This is a genomic window from Nostoc sp., from assembly GCF_036917465.1.
Classification (GTDB): domain Bacteria; phylum Cyanobacteriota; class Cyanobacteriia; order Cyanobacteriales; family Nostocaceae; genus Nostoc.
The window spans coordinates 128,195-145,414 of sequence record NZ_JBALDL010000020.1; the positions used below are offsets into that span (position 1 = coordinate 128,195).

Consider the following 17,220-nt stretch of genomic DNA (forward strand, 5'->3'; position numbering starts at 1 on the left):
TTGAATAAAATCGTGGAAACTGTAAATATCCATCAAGCTGAAACGAATCTCTCACAGCTTTTGTTACGGGTAGAGCATGGAGAAGAAATCATTATTTCTGACAGAGGCATTCCTATTGCCAAGTTGGTTCCGTTTCGCACCTCATCAAATCGCCACGATAGTTTAGGAAAGGATAAAGGGCGTTTTGTGGTGCCAGAAGACTTTAACGCTCCTTTACCAGATGAGATGTTGGCGGCATTTGAGGGCGATAATGAGTGAAACTTTTGTTAGATACGCAGTGTTGGTTATGGTGGTTTGCCCAACCAGAGCGTTTGAATGAGCAGGCAATCGCACACATTGCCGATGAAAACAATGAATTATGGTTATCAGTTGCCAGTATTTGGGAAATAGGTATAAAAGTTGCTATCGGTAAGTTACCACTGCCAGATCCTTTAGACAGTTATATTTCTAGTCGGATGGCACAGTTGGGAATGCGATCGCTAGAAATTACAGCGTCTCATGCTTTACAAGCGGCTGCTTTACCCTTGCATCATCGAGATCCTTTTGACAGAATGTTGATTGCACAGGCTCAGATACAAGAAATGACGCTTGTCAGTGCCGATTCAATGTTCAATAAATACGATATTTCCCTGCTTTGGGCTGCTAAATCGTGAGATTTTACTTCAATGGTTGTTGCTTATGGTACAACAACTTGCCACTATTTATACTATCAAACTGGCGATCGCACTTGTCAGTTTTTGGAAATGTTGGGTTTCCTAGCGTCAAAGCAACATACTCACTTTAAAATATTACATTAGGTTTAGATTATAAATGTCAACACTCAACTTGATAATCTCCCTCGTCAATATTTTTAGCAATAAGAAAAGCTATTGACTTTAATATTAAACTAGCTCTTAAGTAGTAATCCCGATCTATAAAAATAATCCCATCTCGAACTGATAAGTGGGGGTACTTTTTAATAATTTCGCTAGACGCTGTACCACCATCATGAATTAGAGCATTGCGTACTTCTTTTAATTCTAGAAGATCATTGTAATGAGTTGTGTATTTTGTTCCATTCCAAATATACCAAGCTTTATAAGGATCATTTTTAAACGAAAATTCTCTGTTGAGAAAGTTTATTAAACCATGTACTGATTCCCCTTCTTCTTGTTGATTTTTAATTTCTTTTTCTACGATTTTTTCTCTAAGTTGATCAATAGAGGAAAAATTTTCACTCAACTTAGCAACTTCGCTATAGCTCAATGTTGCTTTCTTCCCTCTATTTGTATTTCCTAATTTATTAGGATGTTTTCTAAATAATTCATGAATTGTACTGCGAAGAAAAACTTCAAAAATAGTCCACTTGAGTAGAAAACAACTGCGAAAAAGCATTGCTTCTGTATTATCATGTACCTCATCCAGTTTCCCAACCGAATGGGCTAACATTAAAAAAGTATTTTGAAGCTTTTCAAAATCTTCTTCTATTTCTAGATCAAATGGAAGATGAGCTTCTATTTTTCTTTTTATAGAAACTGTAAATATACTCTTTCCTACTTCAGGCAATTCTGAAAGAGGTCTAGACTTCATTTCTGGAGGCCAAATAAGCATATCTTTCCCAGTTTTAGGATCTTGAGTAACTAGACCAAGCTCTCCATTTATCGCACGTTTTTGTATACTATCAATTTCGTCTTGGCACTTTTCTGCATAATCTTCAAATGTTAACCAAGTACATGTAATTTCAACCTTATCAACTTCTTGATCCGCCATACTAAATGAAATATCCTGTTTTGCTACTTCAGGTAAAGTAATTTTTGGTAATTCAGACTTTGGCTTTTTTATTAAAAGTTGATAAGTAAGACCATAAGCAAGTGTTGATAGGTTAGAAAAATCTTCAATGTATTTTAGGTTTTCAAGATAAATTAGGTAAGGATTAAAATTTATTGTTAGTTTCGTCATATTATGTACATTTTGGTAAGTTTAATGTTTGAATATACAAAATTTAAATAAAAATTATACCTAGATTTTAAGCAACACGCAATGCCGTTCCACTCAAGACATTGCCATAATTTAAATACGATCGCTCTCACCCACTATGCAATTTGCAGATTTCTGGTATATTGTCGCACTCAGCGAACAGTTACAACCTAACAAGGTATTACCACGCACCGTTTTAGGAGAATGGTTAGCAATATTTCGCGGTGAAGATGGACAACCCGTAGCTTTGCGCGATCGCTGTTTACACCGCAATAGCCGTCTATCAACAGGTAAAATCTGTAATGGTGCTTTACAATGTCCCTATCATGGTTGGGTATATGACGGGGTTGGAAACGTTATTGCAGTTCCAGCCGAAGGAGATGATTTCAAACCTTCCCCACAGCGTCGAGCCAAGTGTTACGCTACCAAAGAACAAGATGGCTATGTTTATGTGCGGTTAGCTGATACCCCAAGTGTTGCCCCAAGTATTGAGACTGAACCCTTTTCTATGCCTCACTACGGACAAACCGGATGGGAGACGGTGCGGGTAATTAACCGTTTTGCTAACAATGTGACTAATTGTGCGGAGAACTTTATTGATATTCCCCATACGGCTTTTGTTCATCCTGGTGTTTTCCGTACCTCCCGCCAACAAAAGTTAGAGATGACTGTAGAACGCTGCAATGGTTCGGTTTTGGTGGAGTATCGCAACGAAAACAGTAATTTGGGATGGTACAGCCGTTTTCTGAATTTGCAGAATGCAGAGATTAAACATAGCGATCGCTTTTATATGCCAAATATTACCTCTGTAGAGTATAGAATGGCACATAATCGCCATTTGTTCATTACCAGCCAATCTATTCCAGAAAATGATAATTCAACTCTCGTTTACACAGATGTCACCTATAACTACGGTATCTGGAATAAATTAGCACGTTCGTTTGTGCGGTGGACTGCTCAACACATTATCCGCCAAGACGTGGAAATTTTGGGTATTCAAGGGGAAGCGATCGCTAAATACGGGACACAATTTTATAATACGCCTGCGGACACAATTCATATATTTGTAGAGTCAATTATAGCGGCTATATCTCGTGGAGAAGATCCGCGTTTATTGCCAAATCAATCAGTAGAAGTTACATTTTGGGTTTGAAAATAATTTGTAATTACCCCCCTTAATCCCCCCTTTACAAGGGGGGAGATCGGAAAATCCAGTTCCCTCCCCTTTATAAGGGGAGGGTTAGGGTGGGGTAAAACCCTGGTTTAAAATCAGTGTGAGCTATCAAAAGTGGAAATACAAAGCTTTGCACAACTACTAATTTTTGGTACTTTTATCGGATTAGTTGGTTGGACTATTACCAATCAGGTTGGACGAACTCAATTTAAACTTAAAAGTCGTGAAGATTGGTTGCTAGATGGTACAGGATTAACGATTCAAGGAATTTTGATTCCCTTACTACAAGCTACTTTAGTTTATTCGCTTTATCAACATTTTTTACCTGTGCAACAAGGAAGTTTAAAAATATTATTAATTCTGGCTTTTATTATCAGTTTTGTTGTAGCTGATTATTTATATTATTGGAATCATCGATTATTACATACTAAATTGTTGTGGAAAGTTCATCAAGTCCATCATACTGTTACTCAGATGGATGTATTAGGAACTTCTCGCAACACAATTTGGACAAGTTTGTTAATTATATATTTATGGATACACACTTTATTTGTATATCTGTTAGCCGATCCCACAGGTTATTTACTTGGAGTCAGTCTAACTTCTGCCTTAGATTTATGGCGACATAGCCGCTTGATGATTCCTGCAAATACCAGACTATATCAATTTTTATCTTCTTGGTTAATCTTACCACAGGATCATGCTTGGCATCATTGCCGCGAAATCCACAATTATAACTATGGGGCTAATCTGAAAATTTGGGATAAGTTACATGGAACATATTATGAAAGCGAAAAGTTGCCATCTATAATTGGAATTCCTAGCTCATTAAACTTGTTCCAAAAACTTTTATTCCCATTTTAATGACAGTTATCAGCAAAATCCTTTCGTTTTTTCCTACCTTTATATTATTGCTAACTGGTGCAGCAATAATCTACCTCGCTTATTCACCCAATATCTTCAGCATTCTGGCGGTGTTTCTTTCTATTTATGGGCTACCAGTGCTAGTTTACCGCTTGCATGAATGGGTTTATCCTGTGCGCGAGGGTATTAGTTATCTACTAGGTGAAGAATATAGTCCTTGGTGGGGTAGTCATCAAATACAGGTAATTTATATTGCAATTCCAGTGTTGGAAGCAGTGCTGCGACTGATTCCGGGGGTATTTTCCTGTTGGTTGCGATTGTGGGGTGCTAAAGTGGGGCGAGATGTATACTGGACAACAAGATTGGAGATTGCCGATCGCAGTTTATTAGAAATTGGCGATCGCGTCGTTGTCGGGCATGGTGTCGGTATCTATTGCCATATCATTAAACCCCGCAAGCAAAATTTAATGCTGTATGTCAAAAAAGTCCAGATTGGCAGCAATGTTTTTGTGGGAGCCGGATCTAATCTTGCTCCCGGTGTAGTCATTGGTGATGGTTCTTATTTACCAGCAGCCACCAAGCTTTATCCTAATCAAAAGGTGCAATAATGCGTCCGATTATTCAGCTTTTTGAGCAAATCCTCGCGCCAACTGCGAGGCTATTTTATCGAGCTTTGGATAACCCAGAGTTAATGCAGACATCTGTAAAAAGGGAAATTTGCGATCGCCTCATCAAAAGTGAGTATGGTAAAACTTTGGGAATTCATTCTGTAGATGATTGGCAGCGTGTACCAATCGTAGATTATGATGCACTCGAACCCTGGTTAAACGCCAAACAGCAGCAAATTGCCCTCACACCAGAACCCATTTTATTCTATGAAAAAACCTCTGGTAGTAGCGGGGCTGTAAAATGGATTCCTTATACTCAATCTTTGCGGCGATCGTTTAATCAGATGTTCTGTGTATGGGCGCATGATTTGATTGTACATGGCCCGAAATTTTCCACAGGCAAGATTTATGCTTGTATCTCGCCGCAATTAGATGTAGCTGATAATCAAACTTTACAGAACGATTTAGATTACTTAGATGGCTGGTTACGTTGGTTTTTACGTCCTTGGTTGGTGATGCCCAATAAACTTAATCGGCTGCATGACGCGAACTTATTTAAACATCAATTGGCTTTGGCATTATTAGAGGCTGAAAAACTAGAAATTATTTCTATTTGGAGTCCTAGTTTTCTCCAAGTACATTTAAAATATATTCAAGAAAATCAGGATTTATTGCGTTCAGAATTACACAACCGAATTTCACATCATCGACTGCAATTCCTCAGTGAAAAAAATATTCCCTGGATGCAACTCTGGCCAAATTTGAAGCTGATTTCTTGCTGGGATAGTGCCAATGCAGCAGATCAAGCTCAGGGATTAAGATCGCAATTTCCAGATGTATTAATTCAAGGTAAGGGACTACTAGCAACGGAAGCCCCAATGACCATTCCCTTGATTGTCGCTGGGGGATGTGTGCCGGTTCTCGATGAAGTTTTTTTCGAGTTCGAGGATGAGACTGGTTCCTTGTATGGTTTGCATGAACTCAACACTGGCAAGGAATACACAGTTATTTTATCGCAAAAAGGGGGATTGTATCGTTATCGAATTGGCGATCGCATTCGGGTAACTCATTACTATCGCCACACTCCCTGTTTAGAGTTTCTCGGACGACATCAAGCTATTAGCGATTTGGTGGGCGAAAAGTTGCAAGAAACTTTTGTAAATAATGCTCTGACTCTGTTGAACTTGCAAGAAACTAATTTTAAAAGCTTGATGCCAATTGCCGATCCTCCCCACTATATTTTATTATTAGATTCGGCAAAAGAAACCCCAGAAATTATTGCCGAACAATTGGATCTGGCTTTATCAGAATCATATCATTACCAAAGAGCTAGAGCCATCGGTCAACTTGCACCACCACAGGTTTTAATCTCTAATCAAATTCCTGAAGTGTTAGTTTCCCATCGTATCTGCACTGGAAGTATTTGGGGAGGGATTAAGCATCCAATTCTGGCAACATCACCCATTAGCAATGAACTTTTACAAGAATTGAAGTTGCAAATTGCCCAGAAATAGCTAATTTGCAACAAAGTATTAATATCAAATCCTTTTGTAAGTAAGTGGGTCAAATTAAATATAAAACCTCATCCTCAATCCCTCTCCTTACTAAGGCTACGGTGCATACACAAGTCTTTGAGAGTGGCCTCATAGGCTTTTTATCCCCCCAACCCTGATACCTTTGGTAGAATAACCGGATGCTTGAAGTCTTTGAGAGTGGCCTCATAGGCTTTTGATCCCCCCAACCCCCCTTAAAAAGGGGGGCAAAAGTCTCTTAAAGTCCCCCTTTTTAAGGGGGATTTAGGGGGATCTCCAACGTTTTTCGGTTTGTACAGACTTGTGTATACACCGTAGCCTTACTAAAGAGAGAGATTGAGGGTGAGGTTTGATCTTATATTTAATTACGCCTACCTACTTATCGCAATTATTTCTCTTTCCTTTCCCTCTGCGCCGCGCCAGTTGCTTCAACGGGCGGAACCCCCGCAACGCACTGGCTTCTCAGCGTCTCTGCGGTTCGGTTTTTTAATCATAAGACTTACGCAAAATTGTCTCAAAAGCCTGATTTTTCGTAGCGGTAATTCATAAATCACGGCTACTTCTTTTTTGCGTAAGTCCTGGGGATATGATAATTATTGAATGCTCTTAGCGTAGTCGTATTTACCGCCACGTTCAAGAGCGCGTTCATAAGCAGGTCGTGCATGGATGCGCTCGATAAATTGCTTAATCTGGGGTCGGCTTGAAATAAGTTCGGCTTGCGTAGCGACTATTTCCAGAGGAAAGCTCATTTGGATATCGGCGGCGGTGAATTCTTCGCCTACAAACCACGTACTCTTGCCAAGTTCACCTTCGATATAGTCAAAGTGAAGCTTGATTTGGGGTGCAATAAATGCATCTTTTACGCTGCTGTCTCCTGTACCAAAATGGCTGAAAACGAGGTTCATCACCAAAGGAGGCATTGCCGAACCTTCAGCGTAATGTAGCCAATAGGTGTAACGTAGACGTTCTGGCGTACCAGATGGCGGGATTAGCCGACCATTGCCGTAGCGATTTACTATGTATTCGATGATAGCTCCCGACTCAGCAATAGTCTCTTCTCCATCCGTAATCACTGGTGACTTGCCGAGTGGATGAACTTCGCGCAGTGATGCTGGTGCTAGCATCGTTTTCTGGTCGCGTTCGTAGAACTTAATTTCATAATCGACACCTAATTCTTCAAGCAGCCATAGCACACGCTGCGATCGCGAGTTGTTAAGATGATGGACAATAATCATAAGAGCTACTTTTTTACAATTGGGTTGACAAAAGTTTTTGCTTATCTTAACCAGGACTTACGCAAAAAATAACCCAAACCTAATTTTCTGGTAAGGACAATTCATAAATTTCCCTTGCCGCGTCTAGTTTTGCGTAAGTCTTAATTAACTTATCATCATTTCCTCAACTCTTCATCTATCTGGTGGTTTAGGGCTTTCCAAGAAATAAATTATCCATTTTGTGGGATGGGCATCTTGCCCGTCCTAATATTGGGGACGGGCAAGATGCCCATCCCACAAGAAAATTTGGGATATTTTTTTTTGGAAGTCCCTTAAGCCCAAACTAACACTAAGACAACTAGCCAAAAAGTGATCGATAATTCAGATTTTTGTTGGCTAAAAATCCACAATCATAAGTAGGGGTTGCTACTGCATTTCCTGGTGATTCCAGCTTTAACTTGCAAGAATTAGCTGGCATCAGCTTTGTTGCGGACAACATTAGAAAGTTTGATGGTATAGATGAATATAGGAATAATTGAGTCTTACAGTAACGGGTTTTTAGAAGTTGTACCAGAAAGCGATTATTGGCAGATTGTAGCTATACACATCAATGGCCAAGCCTATTGCCCTACTGCTCGACTTTATCGTTCAGAAAAAGTAGCATTAGCAAAAGCTGCACAAATTTATGATTGGCTAGCTAACCACGAAGGAGAAATTAGTGATGGGGCTTGTAATTGCTCTGAATTGAAACTCATTTTATGGCAGCAACCAAAAGTATCTTAATTTTTAATTGCAGCAAAGCGATAGTCAATAACCTATTAACAGGTTTAGTTTTAGAGGATGTAGGCAATGGAACAGGGCGCACAGATGTTATTGGTGTCAACTTAAGCTTAAAGATTTATCCCACAGCCGTTTTACCCCCTTATAAAGAAGGAAATGATATTTCCGGTTCCCTCCCTTTATAAGGCTACGGTGTACACACATCTCTGTACAACACCCAAAATCGTTGGAGATCCCCCTAAATCCCCCTTAATAAGGGGGACTTTAAGAGATTTTTGCCCCCCTTTTTAAGGGGGACTTTAAGAGATTTTTGCCCCCCTTTTTAAGGGGGACTTTAAGAGACTTTTGCCCCCCTTTTTAAGGGGGACTTTAAGAGACTTTTGCCCCCCTTTTTAAGGGGGACTTTAAGAGACTTTTGCCCCCCTTTTTAAGGGGGGTTGGGGGGATCAAAAGGCTCTGGGGCAACTTTAGAAGACTTGTGTATACACCGTAGCCTTTATAAGGGGAGGGTTAGGGTGGGGTAACGCGGTAAGTCAGTGATGAGTGAAGTCAATATCTAGTTTTTACAAGGGTTTTACATTAAGTTGACACCAATGCACATCTGTGCGCCCTTAAAGGTTGAATGAACAAGTATTTCGCTGTGATTTTAGGCACTCTTAGATCCCCCCTAACCCCCCTTAAAAAGGGGGGGATTAGAATCAAAGTCCCCCTTTTTAAAGGGAGCCACTGCGTTGGGCGGCTCTGCCGACTTGAAGCACGTAGCGTGGATTTAGGGGGATCTAAAACTTTTAATACCGACAAGAGGACTTTTCAAACAACCTCCTACGGGAAATCTATATGTCTAAAGATTTTAAGGCTGATTATTCTCTGCTTAAATCTAACTGTACTTGGAATCCATCATTGTCACTACCAGACTGAGCCGGTGTTAAGAAAACAGATGTGTCTGGCTGTGATAATGATTCGTTAAAACGGATTTTGACTGGAGTTTTATTGTCTCTTCTATTATTGTTAGAGAGACTTGCTGGATTAGTTCGCTCAAAAAACCTTCCAAAGTCATCTTGGGCAGTTCTATTATAAATTCCAACTAGGGAATTACCTGTTGATCTGTATTGTCCTGGATTTGGGCTTAATCGTGGTGACTGTGCGTACACCTGGCTTCCTAAGCTTGCAAAGGCTGTAGTAATTGCGAACAAAGCAATAATTTTGGCGTTCATTTTTTTTGTCCAAATTATCTTTAATGTTGCTTGTCTATTATTGTCTGGGCAAATTATTTTAATTCACTCTATCGTTAGGTTCTACTAAAATAATTTTATTGCGTATATACTTAACACGTGAATGATTCTTGCTCTGTATTGCGAAAAATAAATAGATAAATGCCAAGCTATAACCTTGGCATTTATCTAGTTTAGTTTCTAAGCGATCGCACTTAAGGTTGCCTAGTCGCGCTCACAAATATCGGCACGTAGAAGATTTAAGGTTGCCATTTGAGCAATTACAGCCTAATAGTCATTGAAAAGCAATAGAACTCCCTGTAAATATTGTGACAGAAGGACTCCTACAGGACTTACGCACTGTACAAATTAGTCATAGTATGCTTTCACCGAAATAGCTTGTTTCAGACTTTGACTAATTATATTTTTACCGATAAATTAACCGTGGAGTAGGGGTTTAGCATTCGGATTACTTCACATCTAAAATTCTCTTAAAATTGGGACGGCAAAAAAAGGCTGTAGACGCGCTCAATCGCGCTATTGGCCTTGCTAGAGAGATTCCCTATGAAATCTTTGTAGAAGATGCCACAGGTAAACTCCGAGAAATCCAACAAAAAAAATCACGACTTTCATTCATAAAATCACGACTTTCATTCATAAAATCACGACTTTCATTCATAAAATCACGACTTTCATTCACAAAATCACGATTTTTATTCATAAAATCACGACTTTCATTCACAAAATCACGATTTTCATTCACAAAATCATAATTTTTGCGATAAATACTGAGTGCCACATTTTATTAGATACTAATTTATGAGGATTTTACTGGAGTAAAATACGGCTTTAGTAAGCCAAACTAGCTCTAAAGCAGATTGAAACCAATACATTTATGACTCGTCAAAAACGTACATACCGGGTTCTAGAAAAAGCTGAATTGAGAGCGGCGGGACTTAAAGCAATTGATCCCAGCATGGATTTTGGAGATACACGCAACTTGCAGAATATGATACAGCTAATTGAGCAGTATCGTACCAAGATAGATGCTTATAATACTGCTCTAGCTGTGATTGACTCTTCTAAAACTCAGATGGATGAATTGGATAAAAGCTTAGGCGATCTAACTGAGAAAATGCTGATTGGAGTTGCTTTTAAATATGGCAAAGATAGCAGTGAATATGAAATGGCGGGTGGTGTTCGTAAAAGCGATCGCATTCGCAAAAGCAGAGCAACGCGCTTAAAGGGCGCAGACGAATCAAGCAGTGAAAACACTAAAACTGCATAGCATTAGGTGCAAAATTTTATTTACAGCAGTTTTCATGTATTTGAATGATATCTATTGTAAAAGCACAGCATTGCTCATAGGTGTGAACTTAAGAGGATGTTTTAAAAGTGATTGGCTATAATTTTAGGCACTCTTAGATCCCCCCTAACCCCCCTTAAAAAGCTACCGTGTATACACAAGTCGAATTACCCCCCTTAATCCCCCCTTATAAAGGGGGGAAACCGGAAAATCCAGTTCCCTCCCCTTTATAAGGGGAGGGTTAGGGTAGGGTAATTTGACTATTACTCTACCTTTTTCCACGGAAGTTTGACTGTAAATCGACTACCTTTCCCTAACTGACTTTCAGCATGAACAGTACCCCCGTGCAACTCGACAATTTTTTGCACCATCACTAATCCTAAACCCATACCTGCGGAACGACGGGTAGAGGCATTTTCAACTTGGATAAAAGGTTGAAATAATTTAAACAGGTCATCGGAAAGCATACCAATACCTGTATCTACCACACTAAAAAAGATATACTCATTTGTAGAAGTTGGCTGGACTTCAATCCAAACTTTGCCGCCGTCGTGAGTAAACTTGATAGCATTGCTCAACAGGTTGATAAATACTTGACGGATGCGGCGCTCATCAACTTGGATTGGTTCGAGTTCTTCAGGGATTTGTACGCTCAGTTGAATATTTTTCTGTAACGCTAAATTTTTGACGAAACTGAGACTAGAGTCACATAATTCTGGAATCGAAGTAGCAGCTAGTTGCAGTTGGATCTTGCTAGATTCAATATCGGTAAGTTCAAGGATTTGGTTAATCAATTCTAGTAAGTTCTTACCGCTAGATTCGAGAGTATTTAGAAACTGGCGCTGTTCTGCGGTTACAGTACCGTAGACTTCATTTTGGAGTGCTTCTGCGATCGCAATAATAGAACTTAAGGGAGTCCTCAGTTCATGGCTCATATTTCCTAAAAATGTTTTTTTGGCACGATTTGCAACTTCGGCAGCTTCTTCAGCTTCACGCAAGGCAGATTCTGCACTTTTGCGATCGCACACTTCTATACTCAAAGCGACAAATTGCGCAATTGAGCTAACAAAGTTTTGCTCGCTCAGTTCCCATATTCGAGGATTATCAATCTGTTCGTACAATACCGTTCCCACCACTTCGCCCCCAATCCAAATGGAGGTATTAATTAGGGATACAATATTCTTCGGTTCTAGCTGTTCATCCCATAATTCTTGTATCCGTAAATCGGTGCGAGTATCGGTAACGGCGATGATTCGGGCAGATGTGAGCGATTTAAAATAGATGGGATAATCTGCACGGTTGCGTTCTACACCCGCCGAATGTTTCTGATTGCTACGTTCGTAGAGACTTAGACATTGTAGTTTGGTGCGTTCTCTATTAAATAACCACACACCCACTCGCTCTACTTCTAAAGCATTTGCGGCTTTCTCCGTGATGACTTTAAATGCCGTTTCTAGATTTCCTTCTGAAATTGCCTTGTGATTTGCCAGTTCCGCCAATGCTCGATTATGCTGTCCTAGTTTTTGTTCGCTGTTAATCCGTACTTGAATCTCTTGCTGTAATTCTTGAGTTCGCTGCTTAACTTGCAATTCTAACTCTTCATTTTTAGTAATCTGTGCAGTAAAGGTTTTGCGTAAATGTTGCATCATCTCGTTGAAAGATTCACCCAGCACCTCGACTTCTTTAATGCCTTGGATCACTAATAAGTCTTCACCGTTAGCAAAATCGGCTAAATCTTTTGTCGCCGTGGTGAAGTAGATAATTGGCACAGTTATCCAACGGGCGGCGATAATTCCTAATAAAGTGGCTAATCCTAATGCTCCCAGACAGAGAAAAATTGTACTTTGAGTGTTGCGATCGATTTGTCCCATAAAGTCTGCTTCTGGGACAGCTACTACAATCAACCAGTTGATATTTGGTTCGCCCTGTAACGGTCTAATTTCTAAAAATTGTTGTTTGCCGTCAAAAGAGAAATCTAGTTGCTGTAAACTCTGAATCTGGTCAAAGTTACTAAATTTAGTTTCTAAATATTTAGCGCTGGCTTGAGTCAAAGCATTCCCGCTTTGGGAAGCTGCTAACCGAATCGGTTTACCATTTTGGAGGCGGAATGGTTCTTCGGTTGTAGAACTTGCGACTAATAGCCCCGATCGCTCGATAATAAAAACTTGCCCAGATTTGCCAACTTTAATATTTTGTAGCAAATCCCCAATTTGTGATATATGAGTTAGAGTGCTATTGACTCCGAGTAACTCACCTTGGGAGTCATATATAGGTTGAGATGCGCTAATTAGCAGGGTTGGTTCGGTGATGGAAGTAAAAATTGGACTAAAGCTGAATTTTTTGGCAGTAACTGCTGCTTGATAACTAGGACGCGATCGCGCATCATAGTTTTTGATCACCTCTGGTAGTTGGGTACGTTCACCAAGAGAGTCAATTTTGTAGGTGTAAAGGTCGTAATCAGTTGACTTATCGGCTTTTCTGAGTAAATATTGGCGATCGTTGAGCTTTTCTACCCCTAAGTGTTCTTGCTGTTCGTTACTTGCCGTTAAAGCGACAGCATCAGGAAAAATCTCTAACTGCTTGATTAAATATGACTCCCAAGTTGCCAGATTTTCCATCTTCAGCAACCCGATGTCAATGATATTTTGATTACCGCGCAGTACTTGACGCGGGGTTGAGAGATAAGCCTGTAAATTTTGCTCTACTCGATTAGCAACTTCATAACGCAACTCGCTAGCTACCTCATTGACTGCCATTTGCCCATTGCGGATTGATAAGTATGCAGTCAATCCCACAGCTAGGAAGATTTGCAGCACAAACAACACTACGAGGATGAGACGTAGGGGTACGCCTTTAAACAGAGGAAAAACACCACTTTGCCCAGTATTTTTGTTCATAAGCCCACTCTCCCTTCCTGTCCTTTAGTAGTGAGTACAACACCTCGACTTCTTTGGCCTACGGGCTTATGCATAGTTTGTACTGGGTCAGATCAAGTGCCAATATACCACTTCTGGTAAGAGAACAAAACGTTAGGGACTTTCAATAAAAAAAATACTCTTAACCCAGGTTGGTGGGTTTTGTCTGTCTAGCCGCGACTTCGAGTTGCCAGAGGTAGTAATAAATCGATCAAGCCTTAAGTCTATTTTCTACCCAAGAACTGCTGCTTTAATCTTCTTACAAATATCCACCCAAGCTTTATTTTGTTGTGCTGACTCCAGGCTGTCTAAAGGTTGATTAGGAGAGTGCGCTGACTGATACCTTTCAATTTCTGTTTCGTCATAGCTGCTAAAACTCAACGGTATCCAAATAATCGTGAGTCCTTCGGCTTCAGCCGCATCTAACAATGGGGGTAACTCATTATCAGCAATAAAGTCTGATGCTAGAAAATCTGGACTAACTAACAATACTGCCACTTTTGCTGCTGCTAAAGCATTTTCAATTTCTTCGCGCCATTTAGCACCAGGCTGAATCTTGGTATCGTCCCACGCCAGCAGCTTTTGGTTACGAATCATTGGTTTGAGGTGTTTCTGGAGTTTGGTAAGCCACTCTTGATCTTGATGACTATAGCTAATGAAAACTTGATTTCTCGTTACGGGTTCAGACATGGATTTTTCCAAATTGGGTGAAGTCGATAAAACATCGTCAATCAGTCTGCGGACATCTACCATATCACCACTATTCTGACACTGGATTTGGTTGCGATTGTTGTCCCGGAATTTGTACAATACCTCTCGGCTATAAAAATGAGGACTTTGACTATCCTTACAGATTTCACAGTTACAAGGAATAAGTGTTTGATATTGCAGACGTTCGTAAGACTTATGGATTTTGTCCAGTTCATGAGTGATAACTGTTAGCAAGTCTTTCTTGCGGTTTCCTGCAACGCGGACTTTAATTTCTCGTTGATTGTAGTTTTCAATCACTTCCGCGCGGGTTTGGCCTTCACTGAGAACAACGCCTGTTTTCCAAACGAGGGTTTGTTCTTCAATTAAAGAATGCATTTCGACAATAAAGCGAGTAATAATACCTTTTGGCATAAAATCGTAGGTGTAGCGCAAAATCAGATTGTTAGATTCATCCCAATTAAACTTAGGCTGATTGGTAGAAAGTAGATGAGGTGCAATATAATTTTTTGGATTACTTGGAATTTCATAGCACAGCTTAAATCGCATCATCAAATGTAGCAATTCGTCTTGCATATCGGCATACTCTACGTCTTGCCAGATATTTACGAGATCGTGTTTAGAAAAACGACCTTTCTTTTCTATGACTTGCTTATTGTCTAGAACTTTGTAGACAGCAGTCGTCCCCCATTCTGGTTTGAGAATGACGTAGTGTTTGAGTGTAGAATCGTCTTGAAAGTGCAGACAAACCCCAAGGTCATGTAGATAGCGGCTGAGTAGCAGCATATCTTTCTTATCAGTTAAACTATTTGTTCGGCAAAGGCTGTAATATTCTTCGAGGCTGATGTAATTGGGGGAAGAGTTCTCTATCGCGGCTCGAACTCTCACCCAGAGTTTTGGTAAAGGAATACCAACGTGGGGAAGCTCACAGATGTATTTCCCAATAGCCTCTTTAATTTCGGTTAAACCTCGATTGGTGGCTAGGTTAGTTGCAAGAGTTTCCTTGAGGTTAGTAAATTCTCCCCGCAATTGCCGCTCATTGACTTCGCACTGACGGTCTTGTTTTTCATTTTTGATAATCAGGACGGGGCTATTGTCGCTCAAGAGTTCCACAACCTTGAGCCAGTAAGAAAAATCTGTGTTTTCTTTACGAGTATCAGCAACTAATACATACAGAGAACGTTTAGTAAGAAAAAACTGGTGTGTGTGGTGGTAGATTTCTTGTCCGCCAAAGTCCCAAATATTGACACGAAAATCTTTGCCATTGGGTTGTGTAAATTTCCATTGGATAACATCAATCCCTTCAGTTGATTTCTCTTCTTGCTGAAGTTCGTAGGTTTCATCTTTGATTTTCTTGGCTAAAGAAGTTTTACCGGCTCCTCCTTCGCCAATAATTAAGAATTTTGCTTCGTAGAAAGGTTCGGTTTCGGCTGGATTTTGCACCCGAAAATAGAAATTGAGAATTTCATTCACATCACCCGGCTCTTGGTTTAAATCCTTCGACCCCAAAATCTCTGGTGGAATGGGGAGTGGATTTCTACGAAGATCGAGCTTGTTCAGGTTTGACAGTTGGCCAAATTCCGGTGGCAGACTGCTCAGTTGATTACTGCTGAGGTCGAGGGATTGCAGGTTGGTGAGTTGGCCAAATTCTGGTGGCAGACTGCTCAGTTGATTACTGCTGAGGTAGAGGGTTTGCAGGTTGGTGAGTTGGCCAATTTCCGGTGGCAGACTGCTCAGTTGATTACTGCTGAGGTAGAGGGTTTGCAGGTTGGTGAGTTGGCCAAATTCCGGTGGCAGACTGCTCAGTTGATTACTGAAGAGGAAGAGGGTTTGCAGGTTGGTGAGTTGGCCAATTTCCGGTGGCAGACTGCTCAGTTGATTCCTGTCGAGGTGGAGGGTTTGCAGGTTGGTGAGTTGGCCTAATTCCGGTGGCAGACTGCTCAGTTGATTACTGCTGAGGTAGAGGGTTTGCAGGTTGGTGAGTTGGCCAATTTCCGGTGGCAGACTGCTCAGTTGATTACTGCTGAGGTAGAGGGTTTGCAGGTTGGTGAGTTGGCCTAATTCCGGTGGCAGACTGCTCAGTTGATTACTGCCGAGGTAGAGGGTTTGCAGGTTGGTGAGTTGGCCAATTTCCGGTGGCAGACTGCTCAGTTGATTAATGAAGAGGTCGAGGGTTTGCAGGTTGGTGAGTTGGCCAATTTCCGGTGGCAGACTGCTCAGTTGATTATCGATGAGGTGGAGGGTTTGCAGGTTGGTGAGTTGGCCAATTTCCGGTGGCAGAGTTATTAAGCCTTTGTCAGAAAGGTCTAGTTCTGTCACCTTGTCTCTGGCAGCTTGTTCAATTATTTGCAGCAGTTCTTCGTTAGTCATTTGGGGTTTTATAGAGGCGATACCTGACGACGAGTTGCTGCTTGGACGCGCAGCAGAGAAATTGAGCTAATTAATAATGTACCCTGTATCAAGAATTGCATTGAGAGAATATATGATCGCAGTTTCCCCCGCCTCTATGCTCGACCTCAAAACCTCACCATTCCACCTCTGAACACCAACTATCGAGTCAAAAGGGCGATCGCTCCACCTCTGAACACGAACTGCCGAGCAAAAAGGGCGATCGCTCTACCTCTGAACACGAACTGCCGAGCAAAAAGGGCGATCGCTCCACCTCTGAACACCAACTGTTGAGCAAAAAGGGTGATCGCTCCACCTCTGAACACCAACTGTCGAGCAAAAAGGGCGATCGCTCCACCTCTGAACACCAACTGTCGAGCAAAAAGGGCGATCGCTCCACCTCTAAACACCAACTGTCGAGTAAAAAGTGCGTAAGCGTAGCCCGTCGTAGACATCGCTCCACCTTTGAACACCAACTGTAATAATTTATAAACTTTCCTGTTTCTTCTCTTGGCGCTCTTGGCGACTTGGCGGTTCGATTATCATAATTTGCTTCAAATAATA

The 17,220-nt window shown here is 40.8% G+C and carries 16 protein-coding genes; 9 read left to right on the forward strand and 7 right to left on the reverse strand.

Annotation, left to right across the window (positions count from 1 at the left end):
• Positions 1-12 precede the first annotated feature (12 nt).
• Both V7K38_RS04400 and V7K38_RS04405 read left to right on the forward strand, forming a co-directional pair.
• Positions 13-258 (forward strand): type II toxin-antitoxin system Phd/YefM family antitoxin, encoded by a 246-nt coding sequence (locus tag V7K38_RS04400; RefSeq protein ID WP_334855753.1) that lies wholly within the window; start codon positions 13-15, stop codon positions 256-258.
• The gene (locus V7K38_RS04405) at positions 255-653 is read left to right on the forward strand and encodes a type II toxin-antitoxin system VapC family toxin (protein ID WP_334855755.1); all 399 of its coding nucleotides are present in this window, start codon (positions 255-257) and stop codon (positions 651-653) included. Before V7K38_RS04400 ends, V7K38_RS04405 begins: the two co-directional genes overlap by 4 nt.
• Before the next feature lie 160 nt (positions 654-813).
• Here V7K38_RS04405 and V7K38_RS04410 read toward each other — a convergent pair whose 3' ends face one another.
• A complete protein-coding gene (locus V7K38_RS04410) occupies positions 814-1,938 on the reverse strand; it encodes a hypothetical protein (RefSeq protein ID WP_334855756.1) in 1,125 nt (374 codons plus the stop codon).
• Positions 1,939-2,074: 136 nt separating this feature from the next.
• Here V7K38_RS04410 and V7K38_RS04415 point away from each other — a divergent pair, with 136 nt between their 5' ends.
• From V7K38_RS04415 to V7K38_RS04430, 4 genes are all read left to right on the forward strand, one after another.
• Positions 2,075-3,109, forward strand: a complete 1,035-nt coding sequence (locus V7K38_RS04415; RefSeq protein ID WP_334855757.1) for an aromatic ring-hydroxylating dioxygenase subunit alpha — start codon at positions 2,075-2,077, stop codon at positions 3,107-3,109.
• 135 nt (positions 3,110-3,244) lie between these two features.
• The gene (locus V7K38_RS04420) at positions 3,245-3,994 is read left to right on the forward strand and encodes a sterol desaturase family protein (protein WP_334855758.1); all 750 of its coding nucleotides are present in this window, start codon (positions 3,245-3,247) and stop codon (positions 3,992-3,994) included.
• Complete coding sequence (locus V7K38_RS04425; protein WP_334855759.1) at positions 3,994-4,602, forward strand: DapH/DapD/GlmU-related protein; 609 nt, start codon at positions 3,994-3,996, stop codon at positions 4,600-4,602. The genes V7K38_RS04420 and V7K38_RS04425 overlap by 1 nt, the downstream gene beginning before the upstream one ends.
• A complete protein-coding gene (locus V7K38_RS04430) occupies positions 4,602-6,116 on the forward strand; it encodes a GH3 family domain-containing protein (RefSeq protein WP_334855760.1) in 1,515 nt (504 codons plus the stop codon). Before V7K38_RS04425 ends, V7K38_RS04430 begins: the two co-directional genes overlap by 1 nt.
• A gap of 611 nt (positions 6,117-6,727) precedes the next feature.
• On the opposite strand, the gene V7K38_RS04435 is transcribed toward V7K38_RS04430, so the two are convergent.
• Positions 6,728-7,369, reverse strand: coding sequence for a glutathione S-transferase family protein (locus V7K38_RS04435; RefSeq protein WP_334855761.1), 642 nt, complete (start codon positions 7,367-7,369; stop codon positions 6,728-6,730).
• 498 nt (positions 7,370-7,867) lie between these two features.
• Here V7K38_RS04435 and V7K38_RS04440 point away from each other — a divergent pair, with 498 nt between their 5' ends.
• Together V7K38_RS04440 and V7K38_RS04445 are read left to right on the forward strand one after the other, a co-directional pair.
• On the forward strand, positions 7,868-8,131 hold the full coding sequence (locus V7K38_RS04440) for a hypothetical protein (RefSeq protein WP_334855762.1): 264 nt from the start codon (positions 7,868-7,870) through the stop codon (positions 8,129-8,131).
• Entirely contained in the window at positions 8,107-8,313 is a 207-nt protein-coding gene (locus tag V7K38_RS04445) for a hypothetical protein (RefSeq protein WP_334855763.1), read from the forward strand. Before V7K38_RS04440 ends, V7K38_RS04445 begins: the two co-directional genes overlap by 25 nt.
• A gap of 675 nt (positions 8,314-8,988) precedes the next feature.
• Here V7K38_RS04445 and V7K38_RS04450 read toward each other — a convergent pair.
• Together V7K38_RS04450 and V7K38_RS04455 are read right to left on the reverse strand one after the other, a co-directional pair.
• Positions 8,989-9,342 (reverse strand): hypothetical protein, encoded by a 354-nt coding sequence (locus V7K38_RS04450; protein WP_334855764.1) that lies wholly within the window; start codon positions 9,340-9,342, stop codon positions 8,989-8,991.
• A gap of 559 nt (positions 9,343-9,901) precedes the next feature.
• The gene (locus V7K38_RS04455) at positions 9,902-10,138 is read right to left on the reverse strand and encodes a hypothetical protein (RefSeq protein ID WP_334855765.1); all 237 of its coding nucleotides are present in this window, start codon (positions 10,136-10,138) and stop codon (positions 9,902-9,904) included.
• 96 nt (positions 10,139-10,234) lie between these two features.
• Here V7K38_RS04455 and V7K38_RS04460 point away from each other — a divergent pair, with 96 nt between their 5' ends.
• Positions 10,235-10,627: a hypothetical protein gene (locus tag V7K38_RS04460; RefSeq protein ID WP_334855766.1), complete on the forward strand. Its 393-nt coding sequence runs from the start codon at positions 10,235-10,237 to the stop codon at positions 10,625-10,627.
• Positions 10,628-10,908: 281 nt separating this feature from the next.
• Here the strand turns inward: V7K38_RS04460 and V7K38_RS04465 are convergent, their stop codons facing one another.
• The 3 genes from V7K38_RS04465 to V7K38_RS04475 all read right to left on the reverse strand — a co-directional run bounded on the left by V7K38_RS04465 (position 10,909) and on the right by V7K38_RS04475 (position 17,111).
• Positions 10,909-13,542, reverse strand: coding sequence for an ATP-binding protein (locus V7K38_RS04465; protein ID WP_334855768.1), 2,634 nt, complete (start codon positions 13,540-13,542; stop codon positions 10,909-10,911).
• 249 nt (positions 13,543-13,791) lie between these two features.
• Entirely contained in the window at positions 13,792-16,638 is a 2,847-nt protein-coding gene (locus tag V7K38_RS04470) for a leucine-rich repeat domain-containing protein (RefSeq protein ID WP_334855769.1), read from the reverse strand.
• Positions 16,639-16,817: 179 nt separating this feature from the next.
• A complete protein-coding gene (locus tag V7K38_RS04475) occupies positions 16,818-17,111 on the reverse strand; it encodes a hypothetical protein (RefSeq protein WP_334855770.1) in 294 nt (97 codons plus the stop codon).
• Positions 17,112-17,220: the final 109 nt, after the last annotated feature.

Bases quoted from the DNA above. Each gene is read 5' to 3' on its own strand.
- V7K38_RS04410 (WP_334855756.1), bottom strand. From the start codon at position 1,938: ATGACGAAACTAACAATAAATTTTAATCCTTACCTAATTTATCTTGAA.
- V7K38_RS04415 (WP_334855757.1), top strand. From the start codon at position 2,075: ATGCAATTTGCAGATTTCTGGTATATTGTCGCACTCAGCGAACAGTTA.
- V7K38_RS04425 (WP_334855759.1), top strand. From the start codon at position 3,994: ATGACAGTTATCAGCAAAATCCTTTCGTTTTTTCCTACCTTTATATTA.
- V7K38_RS04430 (WP_334855760.1), top strand. From the start codon at position 4,602: ATGCGTCCGATTATTCAGCTTTTTGAGCAAATCCTCGCGCCAACTGCG.
- V7K38_RS04435 (WP_334855761.1), bottom strand. From the start codon at position 7,369: ATGATTATTGTCCATCATCTTAACAACTCGCGATCGCAGCGTGTGCTA.
- V7K38_RS04440 (WP_334855762.1), top strand. From the start codon at position 7,868: ATGAATATAGGAATAATTGAGTCTTACAGTAACGGGTTTTTAGAAGTT.
- V7K38_RS04445 (WP_334855763.1), top strand. From the start codon at position 8,107: ATGGCAGCAACCAAAAGTATCTTAATTTTTAATTGCAGCAAAGCGATA.
- V7K38_RS04450 (WP_334855764.1), bottom strand. From the start codon at position 9,342: ATGAACGCCAAAATTATTGCTTTGTTCGCAATTACTACAGCCTTTGCA.
- V7K38_RS04460 (WP_334855766.1), top strand. From the start codon at position 10,235: ATGACTCGTCAAAAACGTACATACCGGGTTCTAGAAAAAGCTGAATTG.
- V7K38_RS04465 (WP_334855768.1), bottom strand. From the start codon at position 13,542: ATGAACAAAAATACTGGGCAAAGTGGTGTTTTTCCTCTGTTTAAAGGC.
- V7K38_RS04470 (WP_334855769.1), bottom strand. From the start codon at position 16,638: ATGACTAACGAAGAACTGCTGCAAATAATTGAACAAGCTGCCAGAGAC.
- V7K38_RS04475 (WP_334855770.1), bottom strand. From the start codon at position 17,111: ATGTCTACGACGGGCTACGCTTACGCACTTTTTACTCGACAGTTGGTG.